This is a genomic window from Micromonospora sp. A202, from assembly GCF_006715105.1.
Lineage (GTDB): Bacteria > Actinomycetota > Actinomycetes > Mycobacteriales > Micromonosporaceae > Micromonospora > Micromonospora zamorensis.
In genome coordinates, this window is record NZ_VFMP01000001.1 from 5278559 (window position 1) to 5295324 (window position 16766).

Sequence of the window (16766 nt, forward strand, 5' to 3'; positions counted from 1 at the left end):
GGGCCGGGACCCGTAGGTCCGCGGCCCGCTTGGCTCGAGAACTACTGCTGCGGAACGATGCTGACGGTCTTGCGACCGCGCTTGGTGCCGAACAGGACCGCACCGGCCGACAGCGCGAACAGCGTGTCGTCGCCGCCACGGCCGACCAGGTCACCGGGGTGGAACTTGGTGCCACGCTGCCGGATGAGGATCTCACCGGCGCTGACAACCTGACCACCGAAGCGCTTCACGCCGAGTCGCTGGGCCGCGGAGTCACGGCCGTTACGCGAGCTGGACGCACCCTTTTTGTGAGCCATTGGAGGACGACCTACTTCCCGCTGGAGATGCCGGTCACCTTGACCTGGGTCAACGGCTGGCGGTGACCCTGGCGCTTGTGGTAGCCGGTCTTGTTCTTGAACTTGTGGATCCGGATCTTCGGGCCCTTGGTGTGCGCGGCGATTTCGCCGGACACCGCGACCTCGGCAAGCTTCGCCGCGTCGGTCACCAGGTCGTCACCGTCGACGAGGAGCACCGCGGTGAGCTTCACCGCGTCACCGGGGGCACCGGTGAGCTTCTCGACCTCGATCACGTCGCCCTCGGCGACCTTGTACTGCTTGCCGCCGGTCTTGACGATCGCGTACATCGGAGGCGGACTCCCTGTCGTTGAGGCTGCTGGCGGTCGTCCCCGCAGCGGCTCGCCGGGTAGCAGTGCACGGCGGCGCGGGCACACGGGAACTCGGCACACCAAAGGTGGGCCGCAGGCAAGAGTACGCCATTGCCTGCCCCGACCCCAAACCGGCCCGCCCTGGTCAGCGCGCGCAGAGCTGGTCGAGACGCTGCTGGAGCCGGTCCAACTCAGTCTCGTCGATCGACTCGACGTCGACGCTGAGCGCGGCCACCTCGGTGCCGAGGTCCGTGAGCAGAGTCTTGAGCTGCGGATCCGTGGCCTGTTCCGACTGTTCCCGCAGCTCGGTGCGCCACCCGTCCAGTGCCGCCTCGGCCCGCCCACGGGCGGCCTCGGCCGTGCTGCTGTCCCCGGCGCCCACCGCCGCGACCATCCGACCCAGCTCCGCCACGTATGTCCGTACGGCGGTGGTGCTGGCCTGCTGGGCGGCGACGCAGACCTTCGTGCCGCCGCCCGCCGCAGCACCACTGGCCGGAACACCGCTCGGCCCGGAGGCCGAGCCACCGCTGGTCACGCCGGTCGGACCTGGCCCGACGCTCCCCGGCCGGTCGGCGGAGCAGCCAGCCAGCACGGTGACCAACGCGGCGAGGGCGAACAGACGACGCATCTTCTTCTCCTGACCCGGGACGACCGATCCTGGACCGGGGTGGCCGCAACGGCAAGGTCCCTCCCCCGTCACATTGCCGGGGAAGGGACCTCGTCAAACACTTGGCCGGTCAGGCGGTCAGGGGCGCGTCCGCCGGCGGGCGCCACCCCGGCGTGAACGGCGTCGGCCGGCGCCACCCTCGGTGGCGTCCTCGTCGCCGTCACCGTCGGCGAGCGCGTCCGGGTCGTCCGCCGCCGCCAACCGAGCCGACTCCCCCTGCTGGCTGTCGGAGATCGCCGGCGCGGCGGCGGTGTCCGACTCGTAGCGGGACAGGTCGTAGCCCATGGTGTCCTGGTAGTCGGCGTCCGGTTCGGCGCTGGTGTCGGTGTCGACGACCTCCACGACGGCCCGCTCGGCCGGGGCGTTCTTGCGCGCCCGGCGGCGGGACGAGGTGGTGGCCTGCTCGGCGGCCGGGGCGGGGGCGGCCACCGCGGAGGCGACCGCCTTGACCTTCTCCCCCGCGCCGGCAGGGCGCGGCTTCTCCGGCACCGGCTCGGTGTGCATGATGACGCCCCGGCCCTTGCAGCACTCGCAGGTCTCGCTGAACGCCTCCAGCAGGCCCGCGCCGATGCGCTTACGGGTCATCTGCACCAGACCGAGCGAGGTGATCTCGGTGACCTGGTGCTTGGTCCGGTCCCGGCCCAGGCACTCGGTGAGTCGGCGCAGCACCAGCTCACGGTTCGACTCCAACACCATGTCGATGAAGTCGATCACCACGATGCCGCCGATGTCGCGCAACCGGAGCTGGCGGACGATCTCCTCCGCCGCCTCCAGGTTGTTGCGGGTGACGGTCTCCTCCAGGTTGCCCCCGGAGCCGGTGTACTTACCGGTGTTGACGTCGACGACAGTCATCGCCTCGGTGCGGTCGATCACCAGCGAGCCACCGGAGGGCAGGAAGACCTTGCGGTCCAGGCCCTTGATGATCTGCTCGTCGATCCGGTACTCGGCGAAGACGTCGCTCGTCCCGACATGCCGGCGCACCCGGTCCACCAGGTCCGGAGAGACGTGCGACAGGTACGACTCGACGATGTCGTACGACTGCTCGCCCTCGATCACCAGCTCGCGGAAGTCCTCGTTGAACAGGTCACGGACCACGCGGATGACCAGGTCCGGCTCCCCGTAGAGCAGCGCCGGAGCACCACCCTCGGCGGCCTTGGCCTGGATGTCCTCCCACTGCGCCTGGAGCCGCTTGACGTCACGGGCCAGCTCGTCCTCGGTGGCGCCCTCGGCGGCGGTGCGGACGATGACGCCCGCGCCGTCCGGAACGAGCTTCTTGAGCACGTCGCGCAGCCGCTTGCGCTCGTTGTCCGGCAGCTTGCGGCTGATCCCGGACGCGTTGCCGTTGGGCACGTAGACCAGGTGCCGGCCGGAGAGCGCGATGTGGCTGGTCAGCCGAGCGCCCTTGTGCCCGATCGGGTCCTTGGTGACCTGGACCAGCACCGAGTCGCCGGAGCGCAGCGCCTGCTCGATCGAGCGGGCCCGCCCTTCCAGGCCGGACACGTCCCAGTTGACCTCGCCGGCGTACAGCACCGCGTTGCGGCCCCGGCCGACGTCGACGAACGCCGCCTCCATGCTCGGCAGCACGTTCTGCACCTTGCCCAGGTACACGTTGCCGGCCATGGTGCCGGAGGAGTTACGGGTGACGTAGTGCTCGACCAGCACGCCGTCCTCCAGGACGGCGATCTGGGTACGGTCGCCGCGCTGACGGACGGCCATCACGCGATCGACGGCCTCCCGGCGCGCCAGGAACTCCGACTCGCTGAGGATCGGCGGTCGGGTACGCCGCTGCTCCCGGCCGTCGCGGCGGCGCTGACGCTTGGCCTCCAGGCGGGTCGAGCCGGAGACGCCCTGCACCTCGTCGACGGTCCGGCGCGGCTCGCGGATCTTGACCACGGTCGGCACACCGTCGTCCGCGGCGCCCTCCGTGTCGCCCGCACCACGGCGACGACGACGCCGGCGACGACGGGTCAGGCCATCGCCGCCCTCGGTCTCCTCGTCCTCGTCACTCTCGGCCTCGACCTCTGCGGTCTCTTCCTCGTCGGCCTGCGCCGCCTCCTCGGACTCCTCGTCCTCGGCGTCGTCGGCCCCACCCTTGCCGCGGCCCCGGCCCCGGCGACCACGCCGGCGCCGACGGCGCGCGGCGGCGCTGTCCTCGTCGTCCTCATCCGTCTCGGCGGCCTCCTCGACCGGCTCCTCCTCGGCCTCGATCGCCTCGACCGGCTCGACCGGCTCGATGTCGCGGCGACCACGCCGGCGGCGGCGGGACGGCTCGGCGGCCTCCTCCACAGCCGGCTCCTCGGCGACCGGGGCCGGCTCCACCGGCCGGGTCACCGGCACAGCGTCCGGCTGGGGTGCCATGAACAGCACTGTGGGCGCCGAGAGGGCGGCCCTCCGACGACGGGTACGCGGCTGCTCCGGCTCGACCTCGGCCGGCTCGATGGGCTCATCGGCCACAGCGGGGACGGCCACACCCGGCGGCACCTCGCCCGAGCGCTCCTGCGCGCCACTGGTCCAGGCCAGCTCGGCGGCGCTCGCCCTCGGGAGGGTGTCGGTGTCGTTCAGCTCGGCCTCGGCCTCGCGCAGGTCGGACTCCGCCGGCTCCTCGTCGACAACCGGTTCCTCGGCGACGACCGGCTCCTCGATCGAGGGCTGCTCTTCGACGGCAGCCGGCTGCTCGGTGGCGGGCGGCTCCTCGACGGCAGCCGGGGTGGCCTTCTTGCGCCTGGTCCGGGTCACCTTGACCGGCGGGACCACCTCGGTCGAGGCCGCCTCCGCGGAGGCGGCGACCAACGGCTCCTCGGCGGTGGTCTCGACGGGGGTGGCCTTGCGGCGGCGCCGGGGGGTCTTCGGTGCGACGTCCTGGTCACCGGAGACCGGGGCGAAGACCTCCGCCTGCGGCGACTCGACGCTGCCGGACCCACCCGTGGACGCCTCGATCGGCGCGTCGGTCTGCTCCGGCTGATTGAGCGGGGCGGCCCGACGACGGGTCGCCCTCGCACGCCGTACCGGCGCGGCAGGCTCAGCCGTCTCCGCGCCTGCCGGTTCGACCGAGGCCGAGCCGACGGCCGTGGTAGGGGTCGCGACGGCGGCGCCGTCGGTCGTGGTGCTCTCGTCGGCGGTTTCACCGGCCGGCTGTGAACCGGTCCGTTCGCCGCCCTCGGGCTCGTTCTCGAGCATGGACGTTCTCCAGTTCTGGCTAGCCCGGGCGCGGGTGAGCGCTGCCACGCAGGGTCGCCGCAAAAGTGTTTCCGCCGGGCGCGCGTGGTGCGCGACCGCCGAAGTCTGCCTGCCAGAACACCGACCGTCGGTCAGTGCCCAACGATGGCTGCCCCGTCGCGGTCCGCATCCAACGGATCCACGATCGCACCCTGCGCGGTCAACGTGCCCTGAGCCAGCCGGGTCACCCTCGGCGAAACCGGCGGCTCCAGGTCGGCCACCACGCGGAGGCCGGAAAGGACGTCATCGGGCCGTACGGACGGGGTGACCTGCCGCACGACCAGTTCGAGTATCGCACACGGTACGGCCGGCGCCCCGGAAGGCGTCGGTGCCGACGCCGGGACATCGATGGATATCACGGCAGCACGGGCGTCGAACGTGCGTCGGCCCTGCTTGGTCATCCGCTCCACCAGCACCTCGTCGGCCGCGACGAAGGCGTCCACCGCCGCACGCAGCACCGCCGGGTCGACCTCGGGCATCTCGATGTACCAGCGCGACGCCTCGATCCGGTCCGGGAGACTGCCCCCCTCGGCGATCACGGCGTCCAGGACGTCCAGCCCCGGTGAGAGCGCGGCGTCCAACGCGGCGCGCAGCGCCTCCGGGTCGACCTCCGACTGGAGGGCGATCTCCAGGTATTCCGCCTCGCTCGCCACCCCGGTGGGGGCGGCGCTGGCGTAGGAGATCTTCGGGTGCGGGTGGAAACCCTGGGAGAAGGCGATCGGCACGGCGGCCCGGCGCAGCGCGCGTTCGAAGGCGCGGGCGAAGTCCCGGTGCGAGGTGAACCGCAGCGGGCCGCGCTTGGCGTATCGGATGCGGACGCGCTGGACGACCGGTGCCTGGCCGCCCTCGGGTTGAGGCTTCTTGGCGATCGTGGGCTCCTCGGGGGTACCTGCGTGTGCACCCATCCTGGCGCAGTGTCCGTGACGGTACGCAGCCGGGGCTGTCGCCTCGCCCCGACGAACCGGGTGGAAACGGTCGACACGGCCATGATCACTCGCCGAAGACGCCGATGGCCGGCCGGTGACGCGTAGGTCACCCGGCCGGCCATCGGCGATCAGGACCGGTTGTCGTGCCCCGGTGGAGCCGACGGGCCCCCGCCAGGCGGGCCGTAGCCCGGCGGCTGCGGCGCGTACCCGGACGGTGGGGCGTACCCGGACGGTGGGGCGTAGCCCGGGGGTGCGGGGTAACCGGGTGGCGGGGCGTAACCAGCACCCGGTGGGGCGTACCCGTCGGTGGCCGCCTGGTCGAGCAGGTCGTCCGGCAGGTCGGCCGCCAGGGCCGCCTCACGGCGGTACCGACGTCGGTTCCAGATCAGGAACACCGCCAACCCCAGTAGCAGCACCAGCACCACGGCGATGCCGATGACGACCACCATGACCTGCTGGTCGGTGGGGCCACCGCGGTCGCCGTGCTGGGTGACGTCGAACTCCTCGACCGCGTCCGCTGTCCGCGTGGGTGCCGGGTTGGCCGCGGCAGCCGGGTCGAGCAGCGGATTGGCGCTGACCGGCGGCACGTTCGCGCTCAGCGCGGTCACCGGGTCGATCAGGCCGAACCCGTACTGCGGATCCCGGCCGGCGGGGCCGGCGTCCCGGGCGGTCCGGATGATCCGATTGATCACATTGGCGGCGTCGAGGTTCGGGTACTTCGATCGGATCAACGCGGCCACACCGGAGACGATCGCCGTGGAGTCGGAGGTGCCGTCACCCCAGCCGTAGCCCTTGTTGCGGCCGGCGTTGTAGATGTCATCGCCGGGTGCGGCGACCACCGCCTCGGGGCCCTGGACCGAGCCGGACCAGAAGCTGCCGCCCCGGGTCGTCCCGGTCACGGCGATCACGCCGGGGACGTTGGCGGGAGCATTGACCCTGACGCTGCCCTTGGCGGTGTTACCGGTGGCGACCACCACGACGACGTCGCGCTCCAGGGCGTACTGGATGGCGCTGACCTCTTCGGGGGTGACGGCCGACGGCTTGCCCAGTGACACGTTGATCACCTTGGCGCCACCGTCGACGGCCATCCGGATGCCGCGGCTGACCGTCACTTCGTCGTACGGCGCGTCATCCGCAGAGGCGTCGAGTCTGATGGGCAGGATCTTCGCGCCGGGGGCGATGCCGTCCACGCCGTCGGGGCTGGCGTTCGTGGCCGCGATGATGCCGGCCATGTGCGTGCCGTGCCCCTGCGCGTCGACTCGTCCATCTCCGCTGCCGCCGTCGCTGCGGCCACCGGCCAGCACCTGGCCCTTGAGATCCGGGTGATTCGCGTCGACGCCGCTGTCCACCACTGCCACAATCACGCCCCGCCCGGTGGACAGCTTGTGCGCCTGCGCGATCCGGAGCTCATCCAGATACCACTGCTCGGCCCGCCGAGGCGCGGCGGCCGCCGGTTGGGCGGCCCCCACCACCAGGAGACCCGCCAGCAGGCAGGCAGTCACCGGCCGGAGCGCTGCAGCATTCACCCTCATCCGTCCGTCCTCATCGAAGGACGCCCGGGGACGCCCCGTCGCCAGGGCCCCACGGATCGTCATCCTCAGTCAACCACGACGAGTGTTCGGAGCCGGTGCCACCGCCGTGCCCGGCACCGCCCGCGCCGCCCATCATGCCGCCGCCCATCATCCCGGCGCCGCCCATCCCGGTGCCTCCACGCGCGCCGCCCGGCATGCCGGCGCCACCGGCACCCGCGCCAGCGGCGGTACGCAGGGCGTTGGCCGCGCTCGTCACCGGCGGAATCTTTCCGTTGCCGCCACCCACCATGCCGGGGATACCGCCGACACCGATCCCGCTGGCGGCACCCAGACCACCGCCGGATCCGAGCCCGCCCGCGCCGCCGCCGACGCCGCCACCGAAACCACCGCCGGCTCCACCGAGACCGGCGCTGCCGACCCCGGCGCTGCCGAGGCCACCACCCACGCCACCGATGGTGGTGGGCGCGGCGCCGGCCAGGCCGGTGCTGTAGCCGCCGTCGCCGTCCGGATAGCCGGAACCGGTGGTCGGCGGCGCGAATGGGCCGGAGCCTTCGAACGAGGGGCCGCCACCGGGGCCACCGGACGTCGTCGGGTCGAACGGGGCCACCGCGGACGTGGGGCCTCCGTTGATGTCGCTGATGCCGGGCGGCCTGCTGCCGATGGACGGGCCACCGCCACCACCGCCACCACCAACGCCGCCGGTCTCAGGCAGCCCCTTCGGGGGCACCCGATCGTCGGGTCGGTAGTCGTCGAGAGAGCGTCCTGGTGGTGGTGGTGGCCGGTCCATCGGACCGGTGACCACCAACTTTGGACGCTCGGTGTACACCGCCGGGGGCAACGGTGACATCGCCGTGTTCGCCGCCTGCTGATTGTCCCGGTACCAGTTGTCCAGATGGGCCTTGGTGTCCCAGAAGCCGCCCCGCTTCTGGTCACCGGCCTGGCCGTCGACCTTCATGGTCGCCTCGAGGTCGTCGGCCTTGTCGCGGAACGCCCCGTCGGCGTACGACGCGGGGTTGCTCTGGTAGTCCGCGCGCAGCGCGGCGAGGAAGCCCGACGAGCTCTCGCCGTCGCGGGCGTCATCCAGCTCGGTGCCGTTGGGCAGGCTCCACTCGTTCCACCCGAAATCGTCCCCCAACGGGATCGGGATCGTGGCCACCACCTTGCGGATGTCGCCCTCGATCCGCGACAACGCGCCGCTGACGTTGCTCGCTTCGGTGATCAGATCCTCGATCTGCTTGCCGACCTTGCCGAGGTGCTCGCGGTACGCGTCACCGCCGCTGCCCTTCCAGCCGGCGAGCATGCCGGGCAGACCACCCACGTGCGGGCGCTCCTGACCCGTCGCGATCGGGCCGACGAACGACCGACCGACGAGCGCGTCCCGCAGATGGCCCAGACCGGCGGAGAGGTTGCTCCACCCCATCCCGACCGAGCCGACCGTTTCCGGGTCCGCGGAGAGCGTCACCTCGCGGACGCACCGCTCCCAGGTTCCTCCAGCCATGACGTCCCCCTCAGGCCGTGTACGGGTAGGTGGGCGTGCCGCCGGCAGGGGGCGGCGGAGCCGCCGACTCCAGCAGCCGCTCGATCTCCTTGCCGTTGGCGCCGTTGCGCGCCTCGGCGTCACGGAACGCCTTGGCGATGTCCTCGGTGCCCTGCTTCAGCGCGGCGAGCTTCTGGGAGAGCGTCTTGAGGTGTGCCTCCATGTTGGCCGTGGAGGTCTCGAGCGTCCGCCACTGCAGGCGGGCGTCCTCGAACGCGCCGAAGGGCGTGCCGTTCGGAACGGCCTGGGCGTTGTTGCTGTCGCCCTTCATCCGCTCCTTGATGCGCTCCATCTCGTAGCTGAGAGTGTCCTCGACATACTGCTTCAGCCGTTCGACGTACGCGGCTGCGGCGTCCAGGTCCTCGACGCTGACGTGCAGATCGCCGGTGTTCGGCGGCGGCAAGCTCCCCATGCGGTTCCTCCCCCGTTTCCGACCCTCGGGGTCGGTCCATGTCAGACGCAGCGTATCGAAGTCTGACCACGTCGGGGCAGCCCTGGTCGCCGTCCGAACGAACCGACAGTTGTCGATGTCGCGTGCGGGGGGCGTCAGGAAGCCCGACCAACACCAACGGGTCCGCGAGGAGCGGACCCGTTGGGTGATGTCGGAAGTGGAGAGTAGTGGGTCAACGCCGCCCGGCGCTGCCCCGGAGGCGCCTCAGTGTGAGTGGCCGGCTGCCGGCACGTTCATACCGTTGCCACCCAGCGGGGTCAGCGGCAGCAGCTTCTTACCGGTCGGGCCGATCTGGATCTCGGTGTCCATGGACGGGCAGACGCCGCAGTCGAAGCAGGGCGTCCACCGGCAGTCGTCCTGCTCGAACTCGCTGACCGAGTCCTGCCAGTCCTGCCAGAGCCAGTCCTTGTCCAGGCCCGAGTCCAGGTGGTCCCAGGGCAGGACCTCCAGCTCCTCGCGCTGCCGGGTGGTGTACCAGTCGAGGTCCACCCCGAACGCCGGCAGCGTCTCGGCAGCCGCGTCCACCCAGCGCTGGTACGAGAAGTGCTCGCTCCAACCGTCGAACCGGCCGCCGCCCTCCCAGACCTTGCGGATCACCGAGCCGACCCGGCGGTCACCCCGGGAGAGCAGTCCCTCGATCAGCGACGGCTCGCCGTCGTGGTAGCGGTAGCCGATGGCGCGGCCCAGAGACCGGTCCGAGTTGATGGCCTGCTTGAGGATCTTGAGCCGGTGGTCGATGACCTCCGGACGCTCCATCGAGGCCCACTGGAACGGGGTGTGCGGCTTCGGCACGAACCCGCCGATCGAGACCGTGCACCGGATGTCCTTGGAACCGGTGGCGGCCCGACCGGCCCTGATCACCTCGTGGGCCATCTCCGCGATCTCGAGGACGTCCTCGTCGGTCTCGGTGGGCAGGCCGCACATGAAGTAGAGCTTCACCTGCCGCCAGCCGTTGGTGTACGCCGTGACGACGGTGCGGATCAGGTCTTCCTTCGTCACCATCTTGTTGATGACCTTGCGGATCCGCTCCGACCCGCCCTCCGGGGCGAAGGTCAGGCCGGTCCGCCGCCCGTTGCGCGACAACTCCTGGGCGAGGTCGATGTTGAAGGCGTCCACCCGGGTCGACGGCAGCGACAGCGACACGTTGGTGCCCTCGTACTGCTGGGCGAGGCCCGAGCACATGTCGCCGATCTCGGAGTGGTCGGCCGAGGAGAGCGACAGCAGGCCCACCTCGTTGAAGCCGGAGAACTCCAGGCCGTCGCGGACCATCTGCCCGACCGTGGTGATCGACCGTTCCCGGACCGGACGGGTGATCATGCCCGCCTGGCAGAACCGGCAGCCCCGGGTGCAACCCCGGAAGATCTCCACCGCGTACCGCTCGTGCACCGTCTCGGCCAGCGGCACGAGGGGCTTCTTCGGGTACGGCCAGGCGTCCAGGTCCATCGTCGTGCGCTTGTGCACCCGGAACGGCACGTCCGCCCGGTTCGGCACGACCCGCTGGATGCGCCCGTCCGGGAGGTAGTCGACGTCGTAGAAGCGCGGCACGTAGACGCTCTCGGTGCGGGCCAGCCGCAGCAGCAGTTCGTCGCGGCCGCCCGGGGAGCCCTCGGCCTTCCACTCCCGGACGATCGCGGTGATCTCCAGGACCGCCTCCTCGCCGTCGCCGAGCACTGCGGCGTCGATGAAGTCGGCGATCGGCTCCGGGTTGAACGCGGCGTGCCCGCCGGCCACGATCACCGGGTCGGCGTCGGTGCGGTCGGCGGCCAGCATCGGGATGCCGGCCAGGTCGATCGCGGTGAGCATGTTGGTGTAACCCAGCTCGGTGGAGAAGGAGATGCCGAACACGTCGAAGCCGCGTACCGCCCGGTGCGCGTCGACCGTGAACTGCGGCACGCCGTGCGTGCGCATCAGGTTCTCCAGGTCCGGCCAGACCGCGTACGTCCGCTCGGCGAGGGTGTCGGGCAGCTCGTTCAGCACCTCGTAGAGGATCTGCACGCCCTGGTTGGGCAGGCCCACCTCGTACGCGTCGGGATACATCAACGCCCAGCGCACGGCTGCGGCATCCCAGTCCTTGGTCACCGCACCCAGCTCGCCCCCGACGTACTGGATGGGCTTGGAGACCTGGGGCAGCAGTGGCTCGAGCTGGGACCAGACCGAATTGGTCGCGGCCGCGCGCGGCGTCGTGGACGGGGCACTCATGATGGCCAAGGGTACGCGCCCGTCCGACGGTGGCGACGCGGTACTAACCTCGGACCGGCGCGAGAGGAGATTGCCGCGATGCCCGAGCCCCAGACGGGAGCAGGGCCGGCCGACGGGAACACCCCGGGCGCGGAGCCGGACCGGGATCCGGCGGCCGCCGACGAGCCGAGCTCCCCACCCGTACCATCGGACCAGCCTGAGCCCTCGGCGCAGCCCACGGCTGCGGACCAACCCGAGCCGTCGGGCCAGCCCGAGTCGACCGCCACCGCCGGCGTTCCGGCGCCCCGGTGGAGCGGCTCGGCCCCGGTGCCGCCTCCGTCGCCGCGCCGACCCGCCTGGGGCGAGTCGGCCGAGCCGACGCCGCCGCAGGCCGTGCCCGTCGGGCCGCCGGAGCACCAGACCCCGGTCGACCCGTGGGCCGGCGTGGACACCGGCGGCTGGGACCTGCCGTCCGCCGAGCTGCCCCCGCTGCCTCCGACGTTGCCCTACCCGTCTCCGCCGTCGACCCGGCAGTGGTCCGGTCCGCCCGCTCCCCCGGTCGGCCCGCACCCGCTGCCGCCGCAGGCCGTCCCGGTGCCGCCACAGGCCGCGAGGCCCACGATGCCGAGTCGGCCGATGTCGCCGCCCGCAGCTCCCCCGACGCCGGTCCGACCGCCGAAGCAGCGTCGCGGCCGGCGGTCCGACCCGCCGCCACCGGCGCCACCGCCGGACTGGCAGGCCCCCAAGGGGTACGTTCCGGTGCCGGTCCGTCGACGCCGCCGCTGGCCGTGGCTGCTGCTGCTCACCCTGGCCTGCTGCTGCGGGTGCCCCGCCTACTACGGGTTCCCGGTCTCGGCCCAGTACCCGGCCCGCGTGGCACTGCCCGTCCAGATCGAGGACCTCAGCCTGCGTCAGGACAGCCGCAGCGCGGAGACCGCCAAGCAGTTGGAGAACGAGGTACGCCAGGAGCACTGGCTGGCCGAGGACACGTTCGCCGGCGTCTACTCCACGAACAGCGGCAAGCGGGTGACGGTCTTCGGCGGCACCGGCTTCCGGCTGAGCCCGGAGTCGGACGCGGAGGCCGAGATCAGCCGGCTCACCGACCGCTACGCGCTGAACGCCCCGGAGACGGTGGACACCGGCGTACGCGGCCGGCACGAGCGCTGCGCGGTCGGCCGGGCGGACGGCAGCGACGTGGTGGTCTGCACCTCTGTCGACCACGGCAGCATCGCCACCGGAGTGTTCACCCGGCTCTCCGTCGGTGACAGCGCCACCCTGCTGAACACGCTGCGCGCCCAGATCGTCCAACCCGAGCGGGGCTGAGTGCCGACCCACCCAGGTTGATCAAGAGGTTTCGGTCAGGATCAGCCCCGCGAACGACGCAAACTTCTTGATCAACCGGGGGTGGGCGGGTCAGGCCGGGGGGTGGGGCGGGTCAGGCTTCGCGGGTCGGGTCCGGGTGGGCGCGCGGCGGGGCGTAGCGGGGCACGTACTCCTGGCCGGTGAGCTTCTGGATCTCGCTCATCAGCTCGTCGGTCATCTGCCGCAGCGAGGTGCGGTCGTCCGGCCGGCCGGTGAAGTCCAGCGGCTTGCCGAACCGGACGGTGATCTTGGCGGTGCCGGGACGCGGCACCCGGGCACCGATCGGCTGCGCCTTGTCCGTGCCGATCATGCCGACCGGGATGATCGGCACGCCGGCGGAGATCGCCAGTCGGGCCGCCCCGGTCCGCCCTCGATAGAGCTTGCCGTCCGGCGAGCGGGTGCCCTCCGGGTAGACCACCACCAGGTCACCGCCCTTGAGCGCCGGGATCGCCGCGTCGAACGCGGACAGCGCGGCCCGACCGCCGGCCCGCTCGACCGGAATGGCGCCCAGACCGGTGAGCACGAACTTGGAGATCGCACCCTTCACACCGGCGCCCTTGAAATACTCCGACTTGGCCCAGAACGCGAGGTGGCGGGGCACGACCGTGCCGAGGAACAGCTCGTCGGCCACGGAGAGGTGGTTGCCGGCGAAGACCGCGCCGCCGGTCGCCGGCACGTGTTCCAGCCCCTCCACGGTCGGGCGGAACGCCAACCGCAGCGTGGGCGCCACGGTGAGCTTGCCGATGGTGTAGAGCAGGGGCACTGGTCCTCCGGCAGATGAGGTGCGAACAGGCGGTGTCACCGTAGCGGACGCCTCCACACTCCGCCGACGGAGGTGTGGAGGCGTCCGTACCGTGCCTACGAACGGCGGACGGCGACCGTCACCCGCTCGCCGTCGCCGACCTCACCGGCGAAGCCGTCGATGCCCTCGGCGAAGTCCACCGAGTCGGCCAGCACCTCCCGGGAGACGAAGTCGACGTACGCCGCCACTGCCGCACGCACCTCGTCGGACGCCGACACCGACACCACGATCCGGTCGGAGACGTCCAGGTCGGCGTCACGGCGGGCCTGCTGCACCACCCGCACCACGTCGCGGGCCAGCCCCTCGGCGGCCAACTCCGGGGTCACGTCGGTGTCCAGCACCACCACGCCCTCGCCGCCGGGCAGTGGCGCCGAGTGTTCGGCGTCGGCGGCGACCAGGCGCAGCTCGTACTCACCCTCGGCGAGGGTGACGCCGGCAGCCACCGGGGCGCCGTCGACCAGCTCCCAGTCCCCCGCCTTGACCGCCTTGATCACCTGCTGCACCTGCTTGCCGACCCGCGGGCCGAGCGCCCGGGGCACCACGGTCAACACCTGCTCGCAGTACGCGGACAGCTCCGCGCTGAACTCCACGGCCTTCACGTTGACCTCGTCGGTGACCAGGTCGGCGAACGGCCGCAACTGTTCCGCCACCGGCGAGGCCACTGTCAGCTTCGACAGCGGCAGCCGCACCCGCAGACCCTTGGCCTTGCGCAGCGACAGCGCCGCCGAGGCGACCGCCCGGGTGGCGTCCATCGCGGCGACCAGGTCGTGGTCGGCCGGGAACTCGGTCGCCTCCGGCCAGTCGGTCAGGTGCACCGACCGCTCCCCGGTCAGGCCACGCCAGATCTCCTCCGCGGTCAACGGCGCGAGCGGCGCCACCACCCGGCAGAGCGTCTCCAGCACGGTCCAGAGCGTGTCGAACGCGTCGGCGTCCCCGGACCAGAACCGGTCCCGGGAGCGGCGCACGTACCAGTTGGTCAGCGCGTCGAGGTAGGACCGGACGGTGGCGCAGGCGCCGGAGATGTCGTACGCGTCCATCTGCGCGCCGACGGTGGCCACCAGCTCGTTCGTCTTCGCCAGCACGTACCGGTCTAGCAGGTGAGTCGAGTCGGTACGTCGACGCGCCTGGTGCCCGTCGGCGTTGGCGTAGAGCGTGAAGAAGTACCAGACGTTCCACAGCGGCAGCAGCACCTGCCGGACGGCGTCACGGATGCCCGCCTCGGTGACCGCCATGTCACCGCCGCGCAGCACCGGCGAGGACATCAGCATCCACCGCATCGCGTCCGAGCCGTACGCGTCGAAGACGTGGTAGACGTCCGGGTAGTTGCGCAGGCTCTTGGACATCTTGCGCCCGTCCGAGCCCAGCAGGATGCCGTGGCTCAGGCAGTTGCGGAACGCCGGCCGGTCGAACAGCGCGGTGGCCAGCACGTGCATCGTGTAGAACCAGCCGCGGGTCTGCCCGATGTACTCGACGATGAAGTCACCCGGGTAGTGGTGCTCGAACCAGTCCGCGTTCTCGAACGGGTAGTGCACCTGGGCGAACGGCATCGAACCGGACTCGAACCAGCAGTCCAGCACCTCCGGCACCCGGCGCATCATCGACTGACCGGTCGGGTCGTCCGGGTTCGGGCGGACCAGGTCGTCCACCGCCGGCCGGTGCAGGTCGGTGAGGCGTACGCCGAAGTCACGCTCGATGTCGGCGAGCGAACCGTAGACGTCGAGCCGGGGGTAGTTCGGGTCGTCGGACTTCCACGCCGGGATCGGCGAACCCCAGAACCGGTTCCGGCTGATCGACCAGTCCCGGGCGTTGGCCAGCCACTTGCCGAACGAGCCGTCCTTGATGTGGCCGGGCGTCCAGTTGATCTCCTGGTTCAGCTCGACCATCCGGTCCCGGAACTGCGTCACGGCGACGAACCACGACGACACCGCCTTGTAGACCAGCGGGGTGTCGCAGCGCCAGCAGTGCGGGTACGAGTGGGTGTAGGTGTCCTGCTTGAGCACCACCCCCCGCTCCTTCAGCTCCCGGATCACCGGCTTGTTGACGTCGAAGACCTGCTCACCCTGATACGGCGGGACCAGCGCCGTGAACCGGGTGTGGTCGTCGACCGTGACGATGGTCGGGATGCCGGCGGCGTTGCAGACGTTCTGGTCGTCCTCACCGAAGGCCGGGGCGAGGTGCACGATCCCGGTGCCGTCCTCGGTGGTGACGAACTCGGCGCCGAGCACCTGGTAGGCGTTCTCCCCGGCCTGCTCGACGAGGAAGTCGAACAGCGGCGTGTAGCGGCGTCCGACCAGGTCACGGCCGTACACCGTGCCGACCTGCTCGAAACCGTCCAGCTCCTTGGCGTACGCGGCCAGCCGCGCCGCGCCGACCACGAACCGCTCCCCGTCGCGTTCCAGCACCGCGTACTCGATGTCGGGGCCGACGGCGAGCGCCAGGTTCGACGGCAGGGTCCACGGCGTGGTCGTCCAGACGCCCAGCTTGACCGGCCCGCGCAGCAGCTCCGGCGCGGACTCGTCGGCGGTCAGCCCGAACCACACCGACAGCGTGGGGTCGTGCCGGTCCCGGTAGACGTCGTCCATCCGGGTCTCGGTGTTCGACAGCGGCGTCTCGCAGCGCCAGCAGTACGCCAGCACCCGGAAACCCTCGTAGATCAGACCCTTGTCGTGCAGGGTCTTGAAGGCCCACATGACGCTTTCCATGTAGTCCAGGTCGAGGGTCTTGTAGTCGTTGGCGAAGTCGACCCAGCGGGCCTGCCGGTTGATGTACCGCTCCCAGTCCTGGGCGAACTCCAGCACCGAGGCACGACAGGCGTCGTTGAACCGGGCCACGCCCAGGTCGATGATCTCCGCCTTGCTGGTGATGCCGAGCTGCTTCTCGGCCACCACCTCGGCGGGCAGGCCGTGGCAGTCCCAGCCGAAGCGCCGCTCGACGTGCCGCCCGCGCATGGTCTGGTAGCGCGGCACCACGTCCTTGACGTACCCGGTGAACAGGTGGCCGTAGTGCGGCAGGCCGTTGGCGAACGGCGGGCCGTCGTAGAAGACGTACTCGTTCTTACCGTCGTCGCCGGCCGGGCGGGCCTCGACGCTGGCCTCGAAGGTCTTGTCGGCCGTCCAGTGCTCCAGGACCCGGCGCTCGACCGCGGGCAGGTCCGGGCTCGCCGGGACACCGGCGGCGGTCGGGTCGTGCAACGGATAGGCCATCGGGGGTCGCTCTCCTCATGCAGCTCACTCAACGTGGGTCTGCGAGGACGAACCGTCCGGGGTACGCCTCGAACGGCGCTCCCGGGTGGTCCGCGGTACCACCCCGCTTGGCGGTCAGGATCGACCGCCCGCTCATTGCCGGCTGTGACGGGCCGCACCCGTCCGGTTCTACTGGGTCGGTTGCCCGACTGTTCTTCCGGAGGCTCACCGGTGATGGCCGGGTCATCGCCTTACAGCGCTCAACGATAC

At 71.4% G+C, this 16766-nt stretch carries 12 protein-coding genes; 1 reads left to right on the plus strand and 11 read right to left on the minus strand.

Annotated elements, in window-relative coordinates; all coding sequences use genetic code 11:
* Positions 1-41: 41 nt before the first annotated feature.
* The 9 genes from rpmA to FBZ33_RS24360 all read right to left on the minus strand — a co-directional run bounded on the left by rpmA (position 42) and on the right by FBZ33_RS24360 (position 11171).
* Positions 42-296 carry a 50S ribosomal protein L27 gene (gene rpmA, locus FBZ33_RS24320; RefSeq protein ID WP_074313740.1) on the minus strand — a complete coding sequence of 85 codons (255 nt, stop codon included), beginning with the start codon at positions 294-296 and terminating at the stop codon, positions 42-44.
* An 11-nt stretch (positions 297-307) separates the two neighbouring features.
* Positions 308-622: a 50S ribosomal protein L21 gene (rplU, locus tag FBZ33_RS24325; protein ID WP_007464063.1), complete on the minus strand. Its 315-nt coding sequence runs from the start codon at positions 620-622 to the stop codon at positions 308-310.
* A gap of 166 nt (positions 623-788) precedes the next feature.
* Entirely contained in the window at positions 789-1271 is a 483-nt protein-coding gene (locus tag FBZ33_RS24330; protein WP_141910807.1) for a hypothetical protein, read from the minus strand.
* 117 nt (positions 1272-1388) lie between these two features.
* A complete protein-coding gene (locus FBZ33_RS24335; protein WP_141910808.1) occupies positions 1389-4487 on the minus strand; it encodes an Rne/Rng family ribonuclease in 3099 nt (1032 codons plus the stop codon).
* A 131-nt stretch (positions 4488-4618) separates the two neighbouring features.
* Positions 4619-5431, minus strand: a complete 813-nt coding sequence (locus FBZ33_RS24340) for a TIGR03936 family radical SAM-associated protein (protein ID WP_141910809.1) — start codon at positions 5429-5431, stop codon at positions 4619-4621.
* Positions 5432-5580: 149 nt separating this feature from the next.
* Positions 5581-6984 (minus strand): type VII secretion-associated serine protease mycosin, encoded by a 1404-nt coding sequence (gene mycP / locus FBZ33_RS24345; RefSeq protein WP_141910810.1) that lies wholly within the window; start codon positions 6982-6984, stop codon positions 5581-5583.
* Between the two features lie 10 nt (positions 6985-6994).
* Entirely contained in the window at positions 6995-8482 is a 1488-nt protein-coding gene (locus tag FBZ33_RS24350) for a hypothetical protein (protein ID WP_141910811.1), read from the minus strand.
* A gap of 10 nt (positions 8483-8492) precedes the next feature.
* Positions 8493-8933, minus strand: a complete 441-nt coding sequence (locus FBZ33_RS24355) for a hypothetical protein (RefSeq protein ID WP_141910812.1) — start codon at positions 8931-8933, stop codon at positions 8493-8495.
* Between the two features lie 243 nt (positions 8934-9176).
* Positions 9177-11171, minus strand: a complete 1995-nt coding sequence (locus FBZ33_RS24360; protein ID WP_141910813.1) for a TIGR03960 family B12-binding radical SAM protein — start codon at positions 11169-11171, stop codon at positions 9177-9179.
* Positions 11172-11249: 78 nt separating this feature from the next.
* Here FBZ33_RS24360 and FBZ33_RS33525 point away from each other — a divergent pair, with 78 nt between their 5' ends.
* A complete protein-coding gene (locus tag FBZ33_RS33525; protein ID WP_255509037.1) occupies positions 11250-12473 on the plus strand; it encodes a hypothetical protein in 1224 nt (407 codons plus the stop codon).
* Positions 12474-12585: 112 nt separating this feature from the next.
* On the opposite strand, the gene FBZ33_RS24370 is transcribed toward FBZ33_RS33525, so the two are convergent.
* Together FBZ33_RS24370 and ileS are read right to left on the minus strand one after the other, a co-directional pair.
* Entirely contained in the window at positions 12586-13275 is a 690-nt protein-coding gene (locus FBZ33_RS24370) for a 1-acyl-sn-glycerol-3-phosphate acyltransferase (protein WP_141910814.1), read from the minus strand.
* A gap of 95 nt (positions 13276-13370) precedes the next feature.
* Positions 13371-16517 carry an isoleucine--tRNA ligase gene (gene ileS / locus FBZ33_RS24375; RefSeq protein ID WP_141910815.1) on the minus strand — a complete coding sequence of 1049 codons (3147 nt, stop codon included), beginning with the start codon at positions 16515-16517 and terminating at the stop codon, positions 13371-13373.
* Between the last annotated feature and the right edge of the window lie 249 nt (positions 16518-16766).

Excerpts from the sequence above, each read along its gene's own strand:
- rpmA (WP_074313740.1), bottom strand. The coding sequence starts at position 296 with ATGGCTCACAAAAAGGGTGCGTCCAGCTCGCGTAACGGCCGTGACTCC.
- rplU (WP_007464063.1), bottom strand. The coding sequence starts at position 622 with ATGTACGCGATCGTCAAGACCGGCGGCAAGCAGTACAAGGTCGCCGAG.
- FBZ33_RS24330 (WP_141910807.1), bottom strand. The coding sequence starts at position 1,271 with ATGCGTCGTCTGTTCGCCCTCGCCGCGTTGGTCACCGTGCTGGCTGGC.
- FBZ33_RS24335 (WP_141910808.1), bottom strand. The coding sequence starts at position 4,487 with ATGCTCGAGAACGAGCCCGAGGGCGGCGAACGGACCGGTTCACAGCCG.
- FBZ33_RS24340 (WP_141910809.1), bottom strand. The coding sequence starts at position 5,431 with ATGGGTGCACACGCAGGTACCCCCGAGGAGCCCACGATCGCCAAGAAG.
- mycP (WP_141910810.1), bottom strand. The coding sequence starts at position 6,984 with ATGAGGGTGAATGCTGCAGCGCTCCGGCCGGTGACTGCCTGCCTGCTG.
- FBZ33_RS24350 (WP_141910811.1), bottom strand. The coding sequence starts at position 8,482 with ATGGCTGGAGGAACCTGGGAGCGGTGCGTCCGCGAGGTGACGCTCTCC.
- FBZ33_RS24355 (WP_141910812.1), bottom strand. The coding sequence starts at position 8,933 with ATGGGGAGCTTGCCGCCGCCGAACACCGGCGATCTGCACGTCAGCGTC.
- FBZ33_RS24360 (WP_141910813.1), bottom strand. The coding sequence starts at position 11,171 with ATGAGTGCCCCGTCCACGACGCCGCGCGCGGCCGCGACCAATTCGGTC.
- FBZ33_RS33525 (WP_255509037.1), top strand. The coding sequence starts at position 11,250 with ATGCCCGAGCCCCAGACGGGAGCAGGGCCGGCCGACGGGAACACCCCG.
- ileS (WP_141910815.1), bottom strand. The coding sequence starts at position 16,517 with ATGGCCTATCCGTTGCACGACCCGACCGCCGCCGGTGTCCCGGCGAGC.